The sequence below is a fragment of the Vibrio sp. Makdt genome (assembly GCF_027587015.1).
In the GTDB taxonomy this organism is placed as follows: Bacteria; Pseudomonadota; Gammaproteobacteria; order Enterobacterales; family Vibrionaceae; genus Vibrio; species Vibrio chagasii_B.
The window spans coordinates 97932-117684 of the sequence record NZ_JAPPTH010000005.1; the positions used below are offsets into that span (position 1 = coordinate 97932).

Annotated in this window: 28 protein-coding genes; 6 read left to right on the forward strand and 22 right to left on the reverse strand. The window is 40.9% G+C overall.

Features of this window, described 5'->3' with window-relative positions:
• The first annotated feature begins 11 nt into the window (after window positions 1-11).
• The 6 genes from OH460_RS07955 (at window position 12) to OH460_RS07980 (ending at window position 2471) form a co-directional block, all read left to right on the forward strand.
• On the forward strand, window positions 12-596 hold the full coding sequence (locus OH460_RS07955) for a hypothetical protein (RefSeq protein WP_269996418.1): 585 nt from the start codon (window positions 12-14) through the stop codon (window positions 594-596).
• Window positions 597-609: 13 nt separating this feature from the next.
• The gene (locus OH460_RS07960) at window positions 610-888 is read left to right on the forward strand and encodes a hypothetical protein (protein WP_269996420.1); all 279 of its coding nucleotides are present in this window, start codon (window positions 610-612) and stop codon (window positions 886-888) included.
• Window positions 889-1173: 285 nt separating this feature from the next.
• Entirely contained in the window at window positions 1174-1341 is a 168-nt protein-coding gene (locus tag OH460_RS07965; protein ID WP_269996421.1) for a hypothetical protein, read from the forward strand.
• 12 nt (window positions 1342-1353) lie between these two features.
• Window positions 1354-1653: a hypothetical protein gene (locus OH460_RS07970; RefSeq protein WP_269996423.1), complete on the forward strand. Its 300-nt coding sequence runs from the start codon at window positions 1354-1356 to the stop codon at window positions 1651-1653.
• Window positions 1654-1845: 192 nt separating this feature from the next.
• A complete protein-coding gene (locus OH460_RS07975) occupies window positions 1846-2046 on the forward strand; it encodes a hypothetical protein (protein ID WP_269996425.1) in 201 nt (66 codons plus the stop codon).
• A gap of 269 nt (window positions 2047-2315) precedes the next feature.
• Entirely contained in the window at window positions 2316-2471 is a 156-nt protein-coding gene (locus OH460_RS07980; protein ID WP_269996427.1) for a hypothetical protein, read from the forward strand.
• 105 nt (window positions 2472-2576) lie between these two features.
• On the opposite strand, the gene OH460_RS07985 is transcribed toward OH460_RS07980, so the two are convergent.
• From OH460_RS07985 to OH460_RS08090, 22 genes are all read right to left on the reverse strand, one after another.
• Window positions 2577-2834 (reverse strand): hypothetical protein, encoded by a 258-nt coding sequence (locus OH460_RS07985; protein WP_269996429.1) that lies wholly within the window; start codon window positions 2832-2834, stop codon window positions 2577-2579.
• Between the two features lie 34 nt (window positions 2835-2868).
• Window positions 2869-3183 carry a hypothetical protein gene (locus OH460_RS07990; protein WP_269996431.1) on the reverse strand — a complete coding sequence of 105 codons (315 nt, stop codon included), beginning with the start codon at window positions 3181-3183 and terminating at the stop codon, window positions 2869-2871.
• Window positions 3184-3348: 165 nt separating this feature from the next.
• On the reverse strand, window positions 3349-4626 hold the full coding sequence (locus OH460_RS07995) for a Y-family DNA polymerase (protein ID WP_269996433.1): 1278 nt from the start codon (window positions 4624-4626) through the stop codon (window positions 3349-3351).
• Window positions 4626-5036, reverse strand: coding sequence for a S24 family peptidase (locus tag OH460_RS08000; RefSeq protein ID WP_269996435.1), 411 nt, complete (start codon window positions 5034-5036; stop codon window positions 4626-4628). Before OH460_RS08000 ends, OH460_RS07995 begins: the two co-directional genes overlap by 1 nt.
• An 81-nt stretch (window positions 5037-5117) precedes the next feature.
• Window positions 5118-5657, reverse strand: coding sequence for a hypothetical protein (locus tag OH460_RS08005; protein ID WP_269996437.1), 540 nt, complete (start codon window positions 5655-5657; stop codon window positions 5118-5120).
• A 469-nt stretch (window positions 5658-6126) separates the two neighbouring features.
• Window positions 6127-8046, reverse strand: coding sequence for a hypothetical protein (locus tag OH460_RS08010; protein ID WP_269996439.1), 1920 nt, complete (start codon window positions 8044-8046; stop codon window positions 6127-6129).
• A gap of 366 nt (window positions 8047-8412) precedes the next feature.
• The gene (locus OH460_RS08015; protein ID WP_269996441.1) at window positions 8413-8742 is read right to left on the reverse strand and encodes a hypothetical protein; all 330 of its coding nucleotides are present in this window, start codon (window positions 8740-8742) and stop codon (window positions 8413-8415) included.
• A 45-nt stretch (window positions 8743-8787) separates the two neighbouring features.
• Window positions 8788-10461 carry a hypothetical protein gene (locus OH460_RS08020; RefSeq protein WP_269996442.1) on the reverse strand — a complete coding sequence of 558 codons (1674 nt, stop codon included), beginning with the start codon at window positions 10459-10461 and terminating at the stop codon, window positions 8788-8790.
• A gap of 566 nt (window positions 10462-11027) precedes the next feature.
• The gene (locus OH460_RS08025) at window positions 11028-11384 is read right to left on the reverse strand and encodes a hypothetical protein (RefSeq protein ID WP_269996444.1); all 357 of its coding nucleotides are present in this window, start codon (window positions 11382-11384) and stop codon (window positions 11028-11030) included.
• 43 nt (window positions 11385-11427) lie between these two features.
• The gene (locus tag OH460_RS08030) at window positions 11428-11718 is read right to left on the reverse strand and encodes a helix-turn-helix domain-containing protein (protein ID WP_269996445.1); all 291 of its coding nucleotides are present in this window, start codon (window positions 11716-11718) and stop codon (window positions 11428-11430) included.
• A 403-nt stretch (window positions 11719-12121) separates the two neighbouring features.
• Window positions 12122-12955, reverse strand: a complete 834-nt coding sequence (locus OH460_RS08035) for a hypothetical protein (protein ID WP_269996447.1) — start codon at window positions 12953-12955, stop codon at window positions 12122-12124.
• Window positions 12956-13002: 47 nt separating this feature from the next.
• On the reverse strand, window positions 13003-13344 hold the full coding sequence (locus tag OH460_RS08040) for a hypothetical protein (RefSeq protein WP_269996449.1): 342 nt from the start codon (window positions 13342-13344) through the stop codon (window positions 13003-13005).
• Between the two features lie 211 nt (window positions 13345-13555).
• On the reverse strand, window positions 13556-14014 hold the full coding sequence (locus OH460_RS08045) for a hypothetical protein (RefSeq protein ID WP_269996451.1): 459 nt from the start codon (window positions 14012-14014) through the stop codon (window positions 13556-13558).
• A gap of 20 nt (window positions 14015-14034) precedes the next feature.
• Window positions 14035-14442, reverse strand: a complete 408-nt coding sequence (locus OH460_RS08050) for a hypothetical protein (RefSeq protein WP_269996453.1) — start codon at window positions 14440-14442, stop codon at window positions 14035-14037.
• A gap of 13 nt (window positions 14443-14455) precedes the next feature.
• A complete protein-coding gene (locus OH460_RS08055; RefSeq protein ID WP_269996457.1) occupies window positions 14456-15070 on the reverse strand; it encodes a hypothetical protein in 615 nt (204 codons plus the stop codon).
• A gap of 11 nt (window positions 15071-15081) precedes the next feature.
• Window positions 15082-15405, reverse strand: coding sequence for a hypothetical protein (locus OH460_RS08060; protein ID WP_269996459.1), 324 nt, complete (start codon window positions 15403-15405; stop codon window positions 15082-15084).
• A gap of 14 nt (window positions 15406-15419) precedes the next feature.
• Window positions 15420-15899: a hypothetical protein gene (locus OH460_RS08065; RefSeq protein WP_269996461.1), complete on the reverse strand. Its 480-nt coding sequence runs from the start codon at window positions 15897-15899 to the stop codon at window positions 15420-15422.
• 43 nt (window positions 15900-15942) lie between these two features.
• Window positions 15943-17028: a hypothetical protein gene (locus OH460_RS08070; protein ID WP_269996463.1), complete on the reverse strand. Its 1086-nt coding sequence runs from the start codon at window positions 17026-17028 to the stop codon at window positions 15943-15945.
• 21 nt (window positions 17029-17049) lie between these two features.
• The gene (locus OH460_RS08075) at window positions 17050-17793 is read right to left on the reverse strand and encodes a hypothetical protein (RefSeq protein WP_269996465.1); all 744 of its coding nucleotides are present in this window, start codon (window positions 17791-17793) and stop codon (window positions 17050-17052) included.
• A 71-nt stretch (window positions 17794-17864) separates the two neighbouring features.
• On the reverse strand, window positions 17865-18197 hold the full coding sequence (locus tag OH460_RS08080; protein ID WP_269996467.1) for a hypothetical protein: 333 nt from the start codon (window positions 18195-18197) through the stop codon (window positions 17865-17867).
• A 325-nt stretch (window positions 18198-18522) separates the two neighbouring features.
• Window positions 18523-18975: a hypothetical protein gene (locus OH460_RS08085; protein ID WP_269996469.1), complete on the reverse strand. Its 453-nt coding sequence runs from the start codon at window positions 18973-18975 to the stop codon at window positions 18523-18525.
• 24 nt (window positions 18976-18999) lie between these two features.
• Window positions 19000-19740, reverse strand: a complete 741-nt coding sequence (locus tag OH460_RS08090; RefSeq protein ID WP_269996471.1) for a hypothetical protein — start codon at window positions 19738-19740, stop codon at window positions 19000-19002.
• Window positions 19741-19753 lie beyond the last annotated feature (13 nt).

The window sequence follows — 19753 nt, forward strand, 5'->3', positions numbered from 1 at the left end:
GAGCGTAATAAATGACAGGAACAAGCGTACTACTAAACACATATCGATCAGAATTGGGTGACGAACTCTTTCCAAAGACAGATCCTTTTAGCCTAGAACTAAATAGTTTGGTTGGCGAAGTTCTGAAGGAGTGTCAGCGTTTAGATAAGCCACTTAACTATATAAGCTTAACAGAAACACTTTCTAGCATGACGCCAGAACGTTTACTTGTTACCAAAGAAACTGCTTGGGAAGAGCGAGATAAAAAGCGTTGGGAAGATGAGTTAAAACCTCAACTTGTCACAGCATTCGAAAATCACTTTGTGAATGGTGGTTGGGAACAAAAGAATGGCTTAATTATTGAGTGCTTTTCCAAGCTCGGAAAGCTAGGTATTCAGATCGAAGGTAAAGAAAAGCTACTTGAAGCACTAATAGTGGGTGATTGGCAAAGTAAACTTCTTCAATGGGCTTTGTGTGGCAGGAAAGAAGGTGTTTCGTTCGTAACGGAAAAACCGCTAGCCCCCGAAGAAGTCGGAGAGGTTTTGTTGCCTTATGGATTTACAAAAGATGCGGTATCACAGTTAGTTCATGGCGGAATAAGAACAGTAAGCCGCTAACGGGGGAAAATAGATGTTTGGAGCAATACTACCAATTCAGGAAAAAGAGCCTAAGTGGGAAGAGACACGAACCCGCATTAATGAGGAATGCGTAAAGGTTAGCCGAGTCAACCTTAATGCACCTACCATTTTCGATCCTAAAGGTGATTTTGAACTAATGGAAGGAGTCGTTTTCTACTCAAGTGGTCAGCTACCTTTTGGTGAATGGCTAAAGAAATTAAGCAAAAGTGATACAGCCCCTCGCGGAACTTGCACCAACTATTTTGCTAAAAACGTTCGTTTTAGACGCTAGGGGAAAATCGTGATTAAAAAAATACCAGTATCAGACCTAGATCGTGGCTTATTTGAAACATCTGCTAATCCGGTTGGCACTTACAGAACATCGTGGATCATGCAATTGCGTAGAAAGCCTAACAAATGCCAATTGCCCCGTGGTTTTGGCAAATTGTCAGGAAAACAAATTTAAGAGGGAAAATCATGATTAAAAATGGTCAAAACGTACAGGTTTGCATTGATGGTGAACCAACTAAGAACGCGGAAGTTTTAGGGCGTATCGAGCGTGACTATGGTGTGGTTTATGGGTAGTTACGAAACAATGATCGTTAACGAATCACAGCTACTATCTGACCTTAAAGCCGTGTTTGTTAAGTCTGATATTTCACAATTGAAAGACGCACCTATTGGTGAATCAATTGCCGCAAACACATCGTTTAACGTCATGCTAAAGCAAGACAGCGAAGCGTAGAGGGAAAGGAGTATGAAATCAGTATTTGAACCATTTAACGCGCTTCTTTTTCTTTGTATGGGCTTGCTTACATGGTGCTTTAAACCCTCAGTAAGAACGGCATTCAAGCCTGTCATAAATAGTAAGCGAAGCCTAGCGGTTAAAGTCCGTTTTTTGAGTAAATGGTTTCACAAGCAAGTGCCATATTTTGCACCGTTTGTTATTGCGGTATCAGGGCTATTTTATGGGCTGTTAGGTGGCTTAGAGGCTGCGGGTTCAGTTCTATTTATATGTGCCTTGCCTATCCTACTTCCAACGTTAAACGAGCTATAAGGGAAATTCATCCTATAGGTAGTTTATGGAATACAAAGTATTAGAGAAAAAGACAGCAGAAGCCCTTAGCACGAAGTAAACAAGAAGCTTCGCAACGGTTGGAAGTTGCAAGGTGGCCTTTGCTTCAGCAAGGGTCTGCATGCACAAGCTGTCGTAAAAGAAGCTAAGTAACGCGAAACAGGGGGGAAGTACATGAAATACAGACTTAAACATTTATCTATCTTTGTGGTTGCGGCCCTATTAGCTGTAGTTGGAGTAGTGGCGCAACAAGGTGGGTTTTCGGGAGCACAGTTCGGAGAATCTTGGGTAGGTTACAAAATTGGTTTGCCACTTTTTTCCTTCATTGCACTTCTAAGCCTTGTTAGAACTGTGCGAGGCCAACAACAGACTTAACAAGCTAAGTAGGGAAAAGAGCATGTTTAAAGAGTCAAAAATTAGCTCCATTATCAAACATACAATCGTTACCAGAAATAAAAAGCATCCACAGTTTCTATCTCACGATATGGATTTGACGATTATTTCCTCAGTAGGTGGTGAAATCAAATCACCTGTAATGGTATCAAGCCATGATCTAGAGAAATTAACAACGTCGAAACGTTAAGGGAAAAATGGACTTACCAGACTGGACGCCTCCACCATGCCCCAAGTGCGGAGCTGATGAAATGTATCACAAGCTAGTGAGTCACGTTCCTTCATCAAAAGCATTTAGAACTCAAAATGGATGGTACTGTGACAAGTGTAATGCAGGGGCTTTTCAGTTGGGTAACTTTTCAGAATCGGATGCAGCTCAGTTCGCTGTATCGTTAGTAAACAGATAAGTAGGGAAACAGATGCCAAACTGGCTCTAAATTATTGTATCGAATGTGTTTGGGTGTTGTGATTTAGAGCTTTGATATTTGCTAATCAAGCCACCAGCGCGAGTGTTACCCATTCGCGAACCACTGCCATACCCTTTCATTTGATAATTTGATGTGACCTTCTCTTTTGAGTTTCTGAATGATCCGATCATCTATTCTATTTGCTACGTAACCTTTCTTGCCATCGGTTCCGCCGTAGTGAGGTATCCCACGTTTTATCAGCTGATGCTCTAGCATAGCTAAAGAAAATTTCTCTTCGGCTTTTAGCATTTTAAGCGCATCGTTAACTACTTCTTTTGGAATGCCAATACCATATTCAGTCATGTTTTTTTAGTTTTGATTTTGCTATCTAGGGCATTCACGAAGACGGTACTCCATCTATTTCCCCCAGTTTATCTTTAAGCTCAGCTAGCTCCACAAGAACCCCATTAAGAACGGCCTTAACTTCTGTTGTTTGACCTTTCTTGTCTGCTTCAATTTTCGCAATTCTTTGCGTAAGATATGCTTCAAATGTTTGATATGATCTTACGGTATTTACTACCTCTTGAGCGACCTCTAGTGACATATCAACGCTTATCGACGGGTAACCGGTCTCTATTGCATAGGGTATTGTAGATTCTAGCCCCTTAACCGTCCGAGATAAGGATTTATCAAAATGTTTGTTATTGGTCATGCTTGCCCCTTTGGTTCATAAGTATGTCTAATCTCGCTGATGTAGTGCAGAAACGATAACACAATCCGCTGGTGGTATAGCCTCCTTCAAATACAAAGGCACAACCTGTTTTGCGAATTGTTTAGCTTCATCTACAAACTTCCAATGCACAAGTTTTAATAAATGCTAGCAAGACAAGCGAGGCAAGTCTGCCCACCGCGTCGTATATTGAGGTGTCAACCTGTTCCGTTTCATCGCCCATTTCTGTTCTATGCCCTGTGCGCCGAGAAACAGTGTGTCTCGCCCATAGCGGCTGTTTATTCCATCTAAGACCGTCATCAATGCGTGGTTGTTTGGTTTGACATTGAAAAGATCCTGCTGCTCGTACTTTGATGAAACCAAGTCAATAAGACCTACCCCAACCTTGTAGAAGCGAATGCCGCGTTTGTATATTTGTCTTGCTGCTTGCGTAGCGGCTGCTGTTACTTTGTCGGCATCGGCTGTTGGATGTTCGAATTTGATAAGAGACTTTTGGTAATACTGTTCACCTTTGTCATAAGCAGATGTAGAAGCAAAGACGATCATCACACCGGCAATTGAACGTTGCTCTCTCGCCTTCTGTGAGGCAATACAGGCGTGTTTAGCTATTGCTTGTTGTAATGAGTCAACGTCTGTAATTCGCTCACCCATCGAGCGTGTAGAGAAGATTTGCTGCTTGCTGACTTCATTGTGGTCCCATGACCTTGCCACTTGTCCGTTAAGTTCGCGTATCGTTCGTTCCATTTCTACGCTAAAGCTTTTTCGCATCTTATCTGGATCGGTGTCAGCAAGCTGTAAGGCGGTAGTAATACCCATATGCTTCAAGTGCGTTGTTAGCTTGCGACCAATGTTCCAAACTTCATTAACAGGTAGTTTGGATAATAGTTCGCGACGCTGCTTATCAGTTTCTATAACGCACACCCCGCTCCAATCTGCAGTTTGCTTGGCAAAGTGGGACCCTACTTTCGCTAAAGTTAGGGTCTCTCCCACCCCAACAGAAACAGGCAATCGACACTCTCGCCAAACAGTCCTTCTCATCGTTAAGCAATGGTCACGTAGATCAGGTATCGCTTTTCGGCATGACTTAAAATTTAAGAAGCTTTCATCAATGCTATATACGTATTGCTCAGGAGCAAAGCGACCTACGGTTTCATGGAAGCGACCAGAAATGTCAGCGTACAATTCGTAATTTGAACTCAGGAAAATAACACCTTTACTGCCTTTGGTACCGTCACTTTGTAGTACCGGCTGTTCGAACAATGGCTTAAACTTCTTCGTGCCGGCCTCTTTCGCTAGGCGGTTGCACGCCACTACGGTGCCATCGTTATTGCTCAAAACGGCAATAGGTTTATTGCGCCAGTCTGGACGAAAGATTTGTTCGCAGCTTGCATACATCGCGTTGGCATCAATGAGAGCGTAAGTCATTACCCTATGCTACCTTGTAGTTTGTTCTTTTTGTGAACTCTTATTGAATAAGTGACAACACCTTCATTAGAAAAAGTATCTGTCTCACTGATGCTTACTGGCTTCACGTTTGGGTTTGTTGAGATCAGCTGACGGTTTTTAATGGAAATTTGTTTGACTGCAAATTCACCATTTAGGTTGCATACAATTACATCACCTTCTTCAACGGCTTCTGATCTATCGATTATAAGTAGGTCGCCGTCGTAGATGCCCGACCCGACCATACTATCTCCGCTTGCCACTCCTAACCATGTACATGATGGTTTGCTTACAAGAATTTCGTCTAAGCTCAACTTTAATTGCTGATACTCTGCAGCTGGTGACTCAAAGCCATTTAGCCCGGCACTTGCTTTGATAGGAATAACGTTCACACTCTTACTCGATATACTGTTTGTTCATACAGTATTTTAGGTTGAACTAGTCTAATGGATCAAGTTCTAAGAGTGCGATATCTAAAAATGTTCTAACTCTGCTTCAGCGCGCTTTAGAAGTGGGACATATTGAGGGTCATATATGCTCCAGGTACACAAATCTAGTTGCTCTGCATTTTCACCAAAACAATCTGAATTTGGAGCTGAACCATTAACCATTGAGTAAAGTTGATTTGCCATTTCCCATTCATCGCAATCTTGCTTCTTCTCTACCAGAGTGAAATCAAGATTGAAGATTCCCCAAACGGTTCCATATCTCTCTTCACCGTAAGCGTTGGTTAATTCACCCGACCCAATGGGTTCTATAATGTAATCGCCAATTGTAATGGTGTTTTCATTTAGTATTGAGCCGCATAAACCATCAAAGTCGCTCTCCTGAATGACCACGGGAAGTTTGTGTTGGTATTCGGCATTAAAGTAGTCCTTGAAAGGCTTGCAAACTAACGACCATAGGCTGTTTTCTATATCCTGCTTACCGAGTCCTCTGCGGAGTATTACTAAGGCGTCTAAGAGAGGAAATCCTTCATCCCAGTTTGACCAATATAAGACACCGTGAGGCATTTCGTCTCTTAATGGCACCTGCCCAAACAGACTCACTTCTATTCTGTGGTTGGCGCTGATGCACGCAAGTTTCGTGATTATCTGCGATTCAGAAAAGTTGTCGTAAGCGAGTCTCTTGTGGGGCATGTTTTTATTACCTTAATTGGCCTTTAATCGGTTTGATGAGAATGCAAAAGAGTTCGATTTGTCACGTATTAACCATCTTAGAAATCTATGTGACTCCTTTTGGCCAAATTGACTCAGCATCTGCTCATATTTGATTTTCCCCCAAAAAGGAAGACCGACAACGTAGCCCAGCGCAAAGGAGCCCGCTACCAATTCTATTGTAATTGCCCAGTGGTTTTCACCGTGAATGATAAGCGAAACGGGCGTAACGAGAATAAGAGCTAGCGGCATGGAAGTGGTAGTGCAAAGTGAGACCCATGACTGGGCCAAAATTTGCTTACCTACTGAGTGATAAAGCTTGTACCTAGTAACGTTTAATCTCATTGCTTTCCTTGTCCTCATTCGGCTTGTTAGAGTCATTCAGTAATTGTTCGGCATTCTGCGTTAATATCGATGTTTTTCTGAATCGCTTTGCGAAATTCGTAAATACATAATTGTCAGAGTTACGCTTGGGTTCAGATGTTGTTGAATGATAGGTATATTGCTCATCGCGGTCTTGAAGAGTACCTTCGTGCATCAATAGTGACTTGATGAACCTGTCGATATTCTCTTGAATCGCGATGGTTCTACGGATGATTTTTATGTTGCGAGATAGATGTTCAAATGCTTCTTTGCTCCATTCATACTTAAAATTCCATTCTACGTTGAATATCCAGGCAGTTAAGACGTGGATAGTCGCTTGGTAAGCTTTGTCATCAGCAAAGTAGCTTACTTCATCAGTCAGTAGGCCTGCACATAAACTCACCAAGAAGCGAGTGTTTCTCTCGTAACAAATCGGCAGTTCATCCCCATCCTCTCTTGAGTAATAGATTGTGTGGTGATCTTGCTCGCTTGAAATGTAGAGAACACCTAGTACATCAGAATCGAATACGCCTTCAATTTCAGGATATTGTTTTTCTACTGATTGTCCGATGAGTTTGTATTCATCACGTTCAAAGTCTTCATCACGTAGTCGTTCAATGTCTTTCGACTCATAGTTTATTGATACACGGCCCTTATGCTTAGTCATTATTTGCCATTGGCTCTGTGAAAGTTTATCCAATCTAATGAGCTTTGAATTAACTTTAGTGAGTGCTTGTCTCGATATCTGAAGCGATTGTTCTGCGATACATGTAGGTATGACATCGTTTAGGTACTCAAGCATGTTTGGAAACAATTTCGGTTTAGTTGGCTGGTAATCAATCGCGTCCTGCCACCCTTCAGGAAATGCGCTAACAGGTTCTATTTTTACGAGCGCTTGGCCATGCAAGGTAAATTGGTAGAGATCTTGATTTGCCTCAGCCATTTCAAAGCCAATTCGAAAATGATCGTGCTCGTTGTGTTTTGGGCTGAAGCAAGCACGAACGTTGTAAAGAGTAGGTAGTCGATCTGACTGCGGTTCTATCGGTTGACCTTTTAGAAGCGTTGCGATGCCTTGGTAAACATCATTCGCTGTTGAGTAGATGCGTGGGACCACCGCTTCGTAAACCCCTTTACCAATAAGGTAGACTGGCTCTGTGTCAGCACTCTTACTTGTATAGGCGATGAAAACATTATAGCAATGAGGCAGATCCCATTCTTGATTGACCATCATTTTGTCGATGTGGTGGTCTAAGCTATACCAGATATGGGGTGCGATATAGTTAGCTATGATTGCTTCATTGGTAATGCCTTGCTCCTCCAAAACCTCTGATGGCAAGTTATCGAACGTAGTTGATAACGTCTCGACTCTGGATTGGTCAAAAACCTCATAGCCATCATTTGTTCTTCTTACTGCTTGTCTGTATTTAGGAATCAGGTTTTGGTCATAAACGTCACAATATATTTTAGGGCTTGTGTAGTTCATATGTGAGTGGAACTCATCAAGTACCAATACCTTATTCGAACGTTTGGCCTGCTCTTTCAATTGGTCTAATTTGTAGTTCGTCGTACAGGTGTAGAAAGCTAACTTTTTATAAGGAAGTTTTGTAAGAAGTTTATGTAGGAGGACGGGATTTGAGCTGCTGAATTTTAAGCTTCGAACAAGCATTGCTTTGACCACTGAATCTAGAGTGATCATGTCCGGGAGAGTGTTTAGTTCGGCTGTTTCGTAAACCTCATGAGTATCGTTGTACCCCATGAGCTTCGATAGCAATTCTCTGCTTTGGTTGTGCTTAAGTTTTCCTTCTGGCCAGTGGCGGCCTAGGTACTTAGCAACCGAGTTAAAAGCTTCAGATAGATCTGTTTTAAGGATAGGTATTCGCATATTTCGATTCCGTAGTTGTTGCCTGACCACGCATGTGAAAATGCGAGTCAAATTTTAATGAGTAGAAAGCCACCTCTTGAGGAATATCAACTGACTATGCCACGGCAACGGCTCGAACTCCCAGGGTCCGACTTGAGGTATGAATCTGATTAGATCATATTTGTTGAATTAAAGAAAGATTTTGAAGGATTTTTTGGGGAAATATTGACCCAAACCGAAACTTAAAGAAAAGGCCTACAGAGAAAATTCATAAGACCTTTTAAGTTGATTAGGTTGGAGCCTTCTAACTGGTTAATCAGAAGTTGATGTAGGTTTTCGGAGATCTTGTTCAAATCCCAGGTTATTGAATTCAGTCTTTTTAAATCGTTAAGATTTGCTTGTTTGCATACTTTTATCGAGTAGTTCAGCAAATATAATACCTATGCTCGCAGATCCCATCATTAAAAGGATTGTGAGGTATGAGTCATCTGGTTTTATTTCGAAAACACCACCAGCAACGACTAGCATTAGGCTGTAACCTGTTATTTCAATCCCTTTGTGTAGTGGGTAAGATGGTATAAGTTCTTTTGTGATAAATGTAAACCAACGCAATGAAAAACCTGCGCCAATGCCACCGACAATGTAGGTTGGAAAATCCAGTAACATTCCAACAAGAATAGTAGCTATAAAAGCTAGTAGTGTAATGTTTTTTTTCATTTAATAAATTCTTTATCTCAATGCTTTCAAGTTAGGATTGCTTATCTAGCAAACCGATTCTAATTCACTTTTCAACTGTGATTTCAATTGATTTACCATCAGAATGCACTGACTTGAGTTATTTATGTCAAACTTTTTCGTTTTATCATTCTGCATGAATTCAATTGTTAGTTCACCTTTTTTCCTTGCGGTATTGATCGCTATGTTTAATGCGGCGGTCAAACTTCGGTTTGCACCGAAAGTTATACGCTTTTTCATTATCAAAACAGAGCCAAGTGGGTCGTTTTTTAAGGTGTGATATTGCGTCTTTCCGTTACGTAAAGCTCCAACTCTTAATTCGAGCTGAGGGACCTTTTTGATCTGGCGTTCTTTAGATTGATTGACCACTTTTATAGCGTTCAAAGCGGCACTTTCTTCAAAGATAAAATCAGGTCTGTGTTGCTTTAATTCTGATTTTAGATGTTCTACTAGGCTTTGGAGTAATATCTGGAGCTGCTGCTTATCTGATGTGGAATAGCGACAGCTCTGGTCATCGATCTTTGATTCAAGGTACTTTACTTTCTTACCTAACGCAAAAGTCATTAAATTCTGAAATGCACCACTGAGGTTGCGACGCCTACCGAAACCGAATCGTTTATTATTCAGATATAAGTAGCCCATAGGTTTGTTGTCAGAGGTGAGATGCATTTTAGTTTCAATCGATTTTACTCCTGAAACTAAACGAATTGACATCACTTCAGACGATGGAGCTTTAACCTTTTTGTTCGCCCTATCAGAACCTCTGGAATAAATGAGTTTACTTTCTTTATGACAGTAGTAGGCCATCGGAGGGCTAACTCCTGCATTTTTGTAAGCGAGGAACTCTGTAAGTGCGCTCTCTTTAGATAAGTCTTTCCCGAAATCGACACTAACACTCTTCGATCGACCCTCTACTCGGATTGCTCCATAAATAGACCCTTCTTGGTTTCTTTCAAATGGTGTTACAGGTGGCCACGGTTGAATGACTTGTCCCGTTCTTACAAAAACACCAACCATCGGGTTATCGACTGCAAGGCTTGTTAAACGCGCTACCATTAAAGCAATATTGTGATGATCAGGTTCATGGATAACGTATTCTTTGGAATCGAAAATATAGCGAATCGAATGGTCTGTAAATTCTTCCATCTCTTTGCTAACCAAGTTGATAAGAGCTTCTCTTGGGTTTCTTTGAGTGCCGAAATAGTATTTATTCTGGCTACTCCCATTGAGTGCAGTAAAGTGCCCAAGTCTAAGACCTGATTTTGAATACGCTCTTGCACCCTTACTTAAGTAAAGGTGGATTGCGACGAAATTAGGCTTAATTGAATTTAAATAATTTTGATATTCAATCTCTGAGTCAAATTTCAAAAGTTCCGCTGTCTTTGGGTTGTAGTAAGCTTTAGGTGGATAAATCTCATTCACTTTATATGCGAGAATGGACTGTAAAGCTTCATTTTGCGTCCTATTGTTTCCAAAATGAACTGCAATAAATTTCTGCCCAAGCCAGGTACCATAACGTCCTGTAGGATTACCGCGATTGGTGAAAGCAGGAGTGTCAGTAAACACGTAGGCGCCGTCTACAAAGGTAGAGTACGAAAGAGTAATGCCAACAGGGACATCTGTATGCTTTGCAATAAGTCTCTTTTTAGGGTTACGTTCAACTCCTTTCGAGGAGGGTTGTGTCAACTTTTGGCTCAACATGTTAATTCAACTCTTAAATTTCGTTTGATTGCATTTTAACTCAATGGTTATCTCTGTGGGTTCTATCTTTCATTCTTGCTTCTAAAGATCATCATAATGGGAAGTATCGTGATTGGAGAGTATTTTCTGTCATGGGATGATAATGGGTTCAAATTGGTTAAACTTAATTGGATACCATGTGCAAAAACTGGATAACAATTTTCAATACCACTTGATAAAGGTCAAGATTAAATCGTCAATGACATCAGTAGACCAAATTAATCCCGTCGTTATGCACATAAACGTCACAGTAAAAAAGTTTAATGCGCCGATATACTCTCTTTGTCTTAAGCATGTAATACCCCCTAATATGCCAATAAGGCTAACAAGTGCGGAAGCTGTCAACATTCCATAACCGGCCATATCAATAAAGAAACTAGTATTCACCCTATCTCCTGAGTAATTGGTTGAGTAGGCATTCGTAAAACGTATAAATGGTGCATTGACATAATCTAAACAGCGTGTCGTTTAGATTATGTTACTGTAGAGCTCATTGGTGCTGTGAGTAGCAGGTTAGTGAGCGAGGGTTATTTCTGGCTACCATCATGCTGGATGATGCTGTCGAGTAAAATTGCACAGCTATTGACCTGACCGAGCAGTCTTCTCTTTTCGTCATAAGACCCAGCTCTTTCCGCCGCATCAGCTGCGGCTTGATAAAGTGCTCCAGCTCGTTCCAAGTTGCGTTTGCGATCTTTAGGCTTCCACAACATTGGAGACCATGGCCAGCAATCTTGTAGAACACTATCAGTATTGGCGGCGTCACGATAACAATATGCAGCCAACTCTAATACTTTTGAGCCGTGTTGGTCATCATGTACTTCAGACCAATTCTCCACATCAATTTGCCTTTGCCTTTCAGTGGCGATTAGTTCGTATCCTGTCATCGATTTTTCCTAAGCCGACCTAACGGCATGTTCTATTAATCATTCAGTCCATTTCATATGGATATGATAACACGTCACACACGTGCTTAAAGTTATTTTTTATCCAATTTCTATTTACTGCACCCCAATCTTCAATTCGATATTCACCGCGATTAAATTGTTCGACTTTAATCTCATTTTCGTGAAGCGCTTTGATCGTATCCTGCGCTGTTCTACGCGGCATCCCCGTCGCTTCCATCACTAAAGGTACTGTATTTTTTCCAGTATCAATTAAATAAGCCACCAGAAGGCGCCTAAGAAAAGTGGTTTGAGTTTTACTAGGTTTTTCTGTCATTTCAATCTCAAGTACTGGTTTTAGGTGATTTTCATTTCTAGGTTACAGCAATTGATCCCAATCACGAAAAATCGTCTCACTAATTGAATTTCAACCAAATAGCTTCGTGTATCTTGAATTTGATTCGATATAAAGGGAGAGTGATTATGTTAACTGTACTTTGTGCAATCTGTTTGTTTTGTGTTGTGGGAATGGACTATTCGTTAGCCCTAACTCAACTCGCTAATAAGTTAGCCTTAGTAGTGATATTGGTGAGTGTTGCAATGTCATTTGTTGAACTTATATCTGTGTTTTTTTGAATGCTTAAAGTATCGATTCAGCGGTGAGAACAATCCCCCTCAGTCGCATTTTTTACGTTTTGATCGCCACAAATATTGTACAGAGGCTAACAAAACCCCCGCCCCTAACAAACTCTCACATTAAACGCCTTTTTGAATTGTTCTTCTATCCATTTAAGATGAGCCACCGAACCTTTATCTCCTTGGAATGGCTTTGCGTATTCTTTTCTCAGGAATTTAGTAATACAGGACATGGTAATACTGTCCGGTGCTCTGTTCACCTCAATGTATCGGGCTACATCCTCAGCGTGCTTATCGACTCTTTCTATCTTGTCCGATACCTCTTGAGATAAAGCTATCAAACTGTAAATCCCTAGAACGGAATCTTGAGTAGTAGCCAATTTAAACGGTAGATTGCTATAGTCATGCCTTACGGTTCCTTTTGAGTCATAATAAACAAAATAATAAGGACTAAATATAAGAACTCGTTTAGTGTCGGTTGGCGGTGATGCTACGGGAAAACAATAGCCCTTCATTTCAACAAAACTGTCATTTAAGGCTTGTAGCAAGGCTTCTAGCATCATAGGCAGTTCTGATGTCTCCCCTCTAACAATTATACCTTTATTACTAAGAATGTTGCTCCCGATCATCGCGCACCGATCATGCTTGCATAAGCGAATTTCAAATGAAATATACTTGGAATGAGAACTCGATATTTCAGCGTAAAACTCCACTTTTAAAGATTTTGGTGTCATGCATTTGACAAAGTGCTTGCACGTCTCGTAATTAACTCTTTCTGAATAGGCCAAAAACGAGAAGCTAGGTAGTCGCTTATTGAATATAGGGATCAGAACATCAATGTAATCGCTTAAACCATCGCTTAGTGTCGCATCCTCTATTGCTTCGTATGTTCTCTCATAATCGGGGCCGTATTCATCTTCATAAGTTTTCAAATTCATGGGTTATATTCCTATGATTATTGTTTCCAATATCGGTTAAGAGGCAGTTAAACCCTAATCAATAGACTAGCTACGTCTGCCCCAGTGATACTTGCTACGATCTCTGCGGTTCGCTGATTAACGTCATCGAATGTGTTAAAGAACGTTGGGTATGAGTCAAATTGAGTTGGATTAAATACTTCTTGATGCCCTTTAGCATCACCCCCCCAATTGTCCTCTATGAAGTATCGTTTGCCGTTATCACATTGAACAATCATAAGATCGCAAGATTCTGATTCTGCACCTGTACCGTAGTAAGAAACATGCCAGTGTTTAGTCGTCTTAAACGCTCGGTGAGAGTCCCACTTTTTGTCTTCTGAGTTCCAATATTCTATCGGGATCTGATTCATTCTAACTTTCCTTACCTAGAGTAATTAATCTAGTGCGGTTTTGGCAGCACTCGCACCACGTTCAAAGACTTCTTTTTGCTCAGTTTCAGTCATTTTAAGTTTCCTACTTAGAATTTATTGGTAATAGCACCAAAAAATACGGTTGCTCCAAGGAGCAGGAAGGCTATACCACCACCGATCAGCGCATATCCACTTAAGTCCATACAGTTTCCTACATCTGTTTTGGGTTAAAAACTACCTCTGATTTATCACTATAATAATTCAAAGGTAGTCCACCAAGTTTGAGGGTTTCATGTACCATAACGGTAAAAGTTCGATCCTCTTCTAGAATGTTGTAGTCTTCTGGGTTAATGCGTAATCCAACTATAGTATCTTGGCCAACAGCTAAACCTTTGAACTCCCTCACCTGATCATCACACTGAATTGAGTGTATGCGAATGATGTTTCTCTTTGTTATATGGTCTACGTTTGATGAGTAGCCTAAGTGACAGTTTTCTGGATTAATCCCGCCAATCTCAGATACTTTCAATCTAAGGCTATCTTCTACTTTTCCTTCAATGTGAAAGCCGCTTGTTATCACGGCGTCAGGTGGCAGGGTAACAGTCTGCATATCCTTGCTACATCCAACGATATAAAAGGAAATTGCTATTATTGCTGTAATTCTTTTCATGATGTTTTCCATATTGATTATTAGGCGCCTTTGCACCCGCAGTGATCTTTGTATCGACCTGACCTCAAAGAACCGCCATGTTTAGTTACAGCCTCGCCACACTCACAGCGGCATGTCCAGTAAGCGCTTAGATTACTTACGTTAACAGGACGTTCCGCTCTCGATTCAACTGTTAAAAACCCAAATCGTTTGCCAGTAAGATCGACGAAATTCAAGGAGCTGAGGTTTTGATTTCGTAGACAGCCACAACTTGTTGTGTTTTCGGTAGTTAGCATGTCAGAACGCACTGTTACTTCATTGCCACACATACACAAACATAGCCAATACGCTCTGTTCTTATGCGTAACACCTTCTGGTGGATCAACACGTTCCATTACTTTTAGTCGCGTGAATGTCTGCCCTATTAGGTCTTTCGCTACGCCAGCCATGATTTTTCCTATGCTAACAATTGACTTTTTTGAAAGCGTAGCTTTCAAACCGTTCCTGAATTACAAGATCTGTTTTCTTTGCCGCCGCGTTCAACCAATTTCTAAACTCTAGCCAATCAGCAACGAGATCTTGCGGGATGGTCTCTAAACCAAATCCATCGAACGAGGCGATTACTTCATTGCCAGCAGAGTTCGATATATCAGTAAACTGGAATTTTAACTTGTGTGAAGCGTAAAGTTCATTCATGCGCTTTACCATCGGATGTTTTGAGATACTGCGCTTTAGAGATTCATTAATATTTCCCAATGTTAGTTGGACAGCAGGGTGATCCCTCAACTTTTCAGCGATTTCTAGCTCATTGGATAACGAGAAGGCGACTGTTTTAGCTAGCTGAACGTCTTTATTGAGATTTGGCTTTGCACTGAGTATATGTTTTAAAGCAACCTCCATGCATTGTTGTTGGTTTTTTGGTGCACGGTAATCTTCTGAGCTAATGATCTTAGCTGTAGCCACTCCGTAACCTCTGGCTTCATTGTCTACATCTATTTTTGTGGTATCGCAATGCAGGCAGAACCAATCATTGTCGGACCGCAAAACTTCAAAACTACACTTTGGGCAAATGACCATAATTTCCTATCCTAGTTAAGCTCGTTCATACTCTCTAAATCGGTGTTTACTGCCCGTATTGACAGTATGACTAAGTACCGTTCATCATCTGGCATTGAGCTGTAACCATGCGATACAGGAACAACATGCCCGTAAACGCCAGTAGCCACACCGAAAGAAATCCCGTACTCGATTTTTTGAGGAATGGACTTTTTAAGCCAATCAATGAATTGTTGTTTAGCCCAAGGGTTCGGCATCGACTTTGTGATAGTCTGAGGTAGCGAGTTTAAGTGCGCCAATGCCGCTTCAATGTCAGAATCGCTAATGATCAGTTTTCTATTTTTCTTTCCAAACATAAATGCCGCATTTCCTATTTGGCTCTGATTCCATTTCTATCCATTGATAGCCACCCGAACTCAGAGTCTAAATCAACATCCATTCTTGACTGAACCAAAGCTACTACAGTACCTCCTTGTTCAAGGTGCTGATCGATCAATGAGTAGCAATTTACGTCAACAAAGCCAAGCTCATCGATAACGATGGTGGCATTACTATCGCCAAAGTAATCAGATATGTCCGTGGGCTGCCAAGTTTTATCACTTAGGGCACATACATCAATGACGACGACATTAACACCGTCCTCTTTTAACACTTTAGCTAGTCCTGACTTTCCTGTGCCTGACTGTCCTTCGATACCAATGAAGCGTGGTTTATTAGCCACAACTAAGTCACCCATTGTCGATGAGATTAGGTCTAGGTGCTTGCTGAAATCCACTTTACGATCCGTTGGGTCAAGCGTGAAAGCATGATAGATGGCTTGGGTACCTTGTATTGTGATTTCTCGTTCCATTAATTATTCCTACTTTTCTCATTATTGGTTCAGGAAAAATCATTTACCAACATTCGCCGTCTAATTCGTCAATAACGCTTTCGACTTGAGATAAGAACTTCTTCCTCGTTTCTAAGCATTGAACGCTTATATCTGAAAACTCTCCTATTCCGAAATAAACGCAATCTTCGAGAGCGCATTCAGCAGCCGTTAATGATCCAATTTCCGCATCGACGTTTTCAACAAAAGCGCGGGCAAGTTCATTTATTTGGTCTTCAGTTTCAGCTTGAATAAGAGCTGAACGCAACAGAGCAAAGGCTACGGATTGACCGAAGTTATGCCCTTCCGCGCTGTACTCATAACAGTTATCCCAAAAGTATCGCATCATCGGTAGGGCTGTGATTGATTGCTTAAACGTCATGTAATCAGACAACTCTAAAACCATGACGTCATCTGCTACAATTTGGCTCAAACTTTCCCAATCACCTTCATCAAACTCTTCGTAAGACTGATCCGTTAATATCTCCTTAATACAGAGGTATGTTTGGGCCTCTGTAAATTTGTTAACTTGCCACTGACCAAACATAAACTGGATTCCACTTTCTTTTGTGCTGTACCAGTAAGTTAAAAGATTTTCAAAGCTTGGAACTACGTAATCATTTTCTGTCTTATCAATGACAGAAATTGATTTCCTGTTCTTGAGAATATGAGCTTTGACTGATAGTTCTGCAGGCCCACCCCAAATACCACTGAATCGATTAATTGATAGAATAAAATCCATCATGGTCTTTGTTTCCGTATGTCTCAATGTGAGTGTGAACTTCTGTTCACCATCACTATGCTCTACATTTATCCGCTCTATACTCACTTTGTTAGAGTTGGTTTTGGTAATAAGATCGAGCAGGACTTGACCTGAGTCCTCTTTGGCTTCACTCCGATCATTGGATACTTCAGTGCCAATATATAAAGCACGGGAGGACTGGATTATTTTTTTTTCGATTAACTCTTTGTTAATCTCCGAGCGATCCACTCCGAGCACAGTGAGACACATTTCTGCGATATGATTCAGCATTTTGTTGTTTATGGCTGAAAAATCTTTAGTCTCTAGCGCTTCATAAAGTGCAACTCTTGCTTTGTATAGTTCTATCATGAGTTTCCTACTTGATAATGCTCATTGACTGAGTATGGTATTAAGGTAATTTTCGACACCTTGAATAGCAACGCCCTCATGATAAACATCCTCTAAAGCATCACACATTGAGTTTCGCATAGCGTTATCAAGATCATCTAGCAGTAAGTAATATTCTCGACTATGCCCACTTGGTACGACTCGTTGCAGTTCAAGGAGATCTTCAACGAGTGACTTAACTGAACCTGTTATATCAATAGGGTAAATGGCGCGATTAGTTGGTACAGTTTGCAGCCAGTTAGATAACAACCGATTTAACTTAGCGTAGTGAACCCAAGAGCATTCATAGCTGTGTATGAACGTTTTGTTGTTGGTGGTGAATAGCGCCAGTGTTCGTTCTGGACAAACGAGAACGGTCATGCCCTCTATTGTGTCAGGATTCATAACGTCAATAAGGTCTTGGGCGGTTTTTGTAGAGGTGCGTTTATCGATTACATAGGCCCACCCACCACAAATTGAGCCACCCTCAACATCAAAATACAGCTCGTATTCATTCGGAACATCAGGTGTGGGATAGTCGCACACTTCTACGGTGTACCCCGCGACAAAAACAGCATGTTCAAATGTATCGCTATTAACGTCAGGGTTTTTAAGCAATGCCCGTAGCGCCCCCGCAGAAAGCCCACATCTTCCAGCCAGATACTTAATTCCCCTCCAATCACACTCTAGTTTTTGGGCGAACTTTTTAAGCTCTAAACCACTAAAAAAACACCTATTTTCAGTCATTCACCAATCCTTGAAATTACGAGTCATTTTTCCCATTATAGAGTTTTACAGTAAAACCCTGTTTTCTAGTTCTAATGATTGTCCAATAGTTGGAAAATCTGCTCGCCTGTCACCGTGATCTCAACACGCTCAAATGTGCCTTTGTGTCGATCATCCAAACGCACTCTGTTATGAGAAGTATTCCAATCATAAAGCTCAATTACATATTCAATTTTAGGTAGCAGTAAATGCTCAACAACTAGCTTTAAAATCTCTTGCTGCTTAGGCATCGTCATATGTTCAGCCATTGCCAAATCTTCGAATAACGCACCATCATTGAAACCAAAACGCTCAAACAAATCGTCTGAGTCCAGATTCCATGTCTTGGTTAACCAAGCTTCGCGTGGATCGTAATTAGGTATCATTGTTTTAATTTCCTATTCTAAATTTTTTCGTTTCGTGCCACATAAAAGAGCCTTAACAACTCAGGTAATGCTACAACACCAAAGGTAAATTTAGTGAATGAGTTCCAAATTATAGAAATAAAACTCAAGATCGGTAATAAACCCCAAAGGATAAAAATAGTGCCTCTGTTTTCGAACCAATAATTAAGAACTATCCCTGTTGCCACATAGAAAATAGATAGCAATATTAATGGCTTCCAATTGGACTTTACCCATGCCCATGAACCGTATTCTGCTATTCGTTCCAAGGGCTTTGTTTTTGTATATATAAACATTGATATGCTTCCTAATTGGCTTTTTCGAAATCTTCGATGCCGCTTGCTAGACCATTCTCCAACATTTCAAACGAGTGAGGCGCTGCAAGTGACATGACTTTGACTGGTACGGATAGCATGTATTGCTTAACTAAATCGCCATGCTCACCATGCTTTGCATATAGCGACACGAAAGCGAATATGAACAATGTTACAGGAAGCCATAAGTTCATAGGTTCGTCGGGTTGCCCCGAAGGGGACCTGTACTCTTCAATGAACTCTGGCACTGTTTTAAAAGCTACCCCTAAACCCAACGCTGTCAACCAGATGCCACCCAACTTAGCCCAACTGCTATCAGTATCTCCAAATATCAGCATCAAGCCGAAAATTGTCAGCGGAACTGTAATCAATAGAGAAGCAAAAACCATCCCATATACTGCACTTACACGTTTCGAATCGTTGAATTGTCTAATTGCACTCAGCAAGTCTACCTCCTGCTTTTAAGATTTCTACTTTGAGTTAGATCTATTAGAACGGAAGTAACTACTTAATTTCTCTTTAACTGTTGAGGTTTTCTGACTGTCGCTAGTCGAGATTTCATTTTCTTGCTCTAATGCTTCGCGACCTACTTCACCAAGAGCTATCTCTTCACTTACACCTTGCAACATAGCAAACTTTTGTAGGTAGGCGATTAAACCCTTTCTCTTTTCTTGTGTCGTTCCAGCAGTTAATTGAGCTTTCACTAAGTTTGCGTGATAACTGTACACGCTCTCGATATCAGTCAAAACCGCATGATGTTTTATTTTTTCACGGGCTGCAATCTGATTGTTCATATAGTTTTCAGAGACGTCTTTCCCCATGAAATGATGACCTGTTATATCGATGATATCGCTCTGCTCAACCTTTACATCTAGTACAATCCATGCATGATAATGTTGATGTGGACGGGGGCCTGATGCTGACTTTTCCTTTAGATCATGTATTTGCTTGTTCGATAGTTCATGATTTTGCTCGAGACATCTACCGATAACCACAGCAGGGTTTTTACCTAAGTTTAACTGTTTTACTTCGTTGATTATTGCCATATGTGCAGGGAGGCAGTTACTCCCAATATCACCAATCAGCGTGCCGGATGTACACCACATTTTGGGCTCGTCTGCTTCAATGCGCAGGTACTTATTTCTGATAACGTTCTGCGCTAATCTTCTTAGAATATCGATTGTAGCTTTAGGTATTAATACTGAGCTCATTAATTCATTTTTC

What these genes read in the sequence shown, in the direction of transcription:
- OH460_RS07955 (WP_269996418.1), top strand. Translation starts at nt 12, where the DNA reads ATGACAGGAACAAGCGTACTACTAAACACATATCGATCAGAATTGGGT.
- OH460_RS07960 (WP_269996420.1), top strand. Translation starts at nt 610, where the DNA reads ATGTTTGGAGCAATACTACCAATTCAGGAAAAAGAGCCTAAGTGGGAA.
- OH460_RS07965 (WP_269996421.1), top strand. Translation starts at nt 1,174, where the DNA reads ATGGGTAGTTACGAAACAATGATCGTTAACGAATCACAGCTACTATCT.
- OH460_RS07970 (WP_269996423.1), top strand. Translation starts at nt 1,354, where the DNA reads ATGAAATCAGTATTTGAACCATTTAACGCGCTTCTTTTTCTTTGTATG.
- OH460_RS07975 (WP_269996425.1), top strand. Translation starts at nt 1,846, where the DNA reads ATGAAATACAGACTTAAACATTTATCTATCTTTGTGGTTGCGGCCCTA.
- OH460_RS07980 (WP_269996427.1), top strand. Translation starts at nt 2,316, where the DNA reads ATGTATCACAAGCTAGTGAGTCACGTTCCTTCATCAAAAGCATTTAGA.
- OH460_RS07985 (WP_269996429.1), bottom strand. Translation starts at nt 2,834, where the DNA reads ATGACTGAATATGGTATTGGCATTCCAAAAGAAGTAGTTAACGATGCG.
- OH460_RS07990 (WP_269996431.1), bottom strand. Translation starts at nt 3,183, where the DNA reads ATGACCAATAACAAACATTTTGATAAATCCTTATCTCGGACGGTTAAG.
- OH460_RS07995 (WP_269996433.1), bottom strand. Translation starts at nt 4,626, where the DNA reads ATGACTTACGCTCTCATTGATGCCAACGCGATGTATGCAAGCTGCGAA.
- OH460_RS08005 (WP_269996437.1), bottom strand. Translation starts at nt 5,657, where the DNA reads ATGCCTCACGGTGTCTTATATTGGTCAAACTGGGATGAAGGATTTCCT.
- OH460_RS08010 (WP_269996439.1), bottom strand. Translation starts at nt 8,046, where the DNA reads ATGCGAATACCTATCCTTAAAACAGATCTATCTGAAGCTTTTAACTCG.
- OH460_RS08015 (WP_269996441.1), bottom strand. Translation starts at nt 8,742, where the DNA reads ATGAAAAAAAACATTACACTACTAGCTTTTATAGCTACTATTCTTGTT.
- OH460_RS08020 (WP_269996442.1), bottom strand. Translation starts at nt 10,461, where the DNA reads ATGTTGAGCCAAAAGTTGACACAACCCTCCTCGAAAGGAGTTGAACGT.
- OH460_RS08025 (WP_269996444.1), bottom strand. Translation starts at nt 11,384, where the DNA reads ATGACAGGATACGAACTAATCGCCACTGAAAGGCAAAGGCAAATTGAT.
- OH460_RS08030 (WP_269996445.1), bottom strand. Translation starts at nt 11,718, where the DNA reads ATGACAGAAAAACCTAGTAAAACTCAAACCACTTTTCTTAGGCGCCTT.
- OH460_RS08035 (WP_269996447.1), bottom strand. Translation starts at nt 12,955, where the DNA reads ATGAATTTGAAAACTTATGAAGATGAATACGGCCCCGATTATGAGAGA.
- OH460_RS08040 (WP_269996449.1), bottom strand. Translation starts at nt 13,344, where the DNA reads ATGAATCAGATCCCGATAGAATATTGGAACTCAGAAGACAAAAAGTGG.
- OH460_RS08045 (WP_269996451.1), bottom strand. Translation starts at nt 14,014, where the DNA reads ATGAAAAGAATTACAGCAATAATAGCAATTTCCTTTTATATCGTTGGA.
- OH460_RS08050 (WP_269996453.1), bottom strand. Translation starts at nt 14,442, where the DNA reads ATGGCTGGCGTAGCGAAAGACCTAATAGGGCAGACATTCACGCGACTA.
- OH460_RS08055 (WP_269996457.1), bottom strand. Translation starts at nt 15,070, where the DNA reads ATGGTCATTTGCCCAAAGTGTAGTTTTGAAGTTTTGCGGTCCGACAAT.
- OH460_RS08060 (WP_269996459.1), bottom strand. Translation starts at nt 15,405, where the DNA reads ATGTTTGGAAAGAAAAATAGAAAACTGATCATTAGCGATTCTGACATT.
- OH460_RS08065 (WP_269996461.1), bottom strand. Translation starts at nt 15,899, where the DNA reads ATGGAACGAGAAATCACAATACAAGGTACCCAAGCCATCTATCATGCT.
- OH460_RS08070 (WP_269996463.1), bottom strand. Translation starts at nt 17,028, where the DNA reads ATGATAGAACTATACAAAGCAAGAGTTGCACTTTATGAAGCGCTAGAG.
- OH460_RS08075 (WP_269996465.1), bottom strand. Translation starts at nt 17,793, where the DNA reads ATGACTGAAAATAGGTGTTTTTTTAGTGGTTTAGAGCTTAAAAAGTTC.
- OH460_RS08080 (WP_269996467.1), bottom strand. Translation starts at nt 18,197, where the DNA reads ATGATACCTAATTACGATCCACGCGAAGCTTGGTTAACCAAGACATGG.
- OH460_RS08090 (WP_269996471.1), bottom strand. Translation starts at nt 19,740, where the DNA reads ATGAGCTCAGTATTAATACCTAAAGCTACAATCGATATTCTAAGAAGA.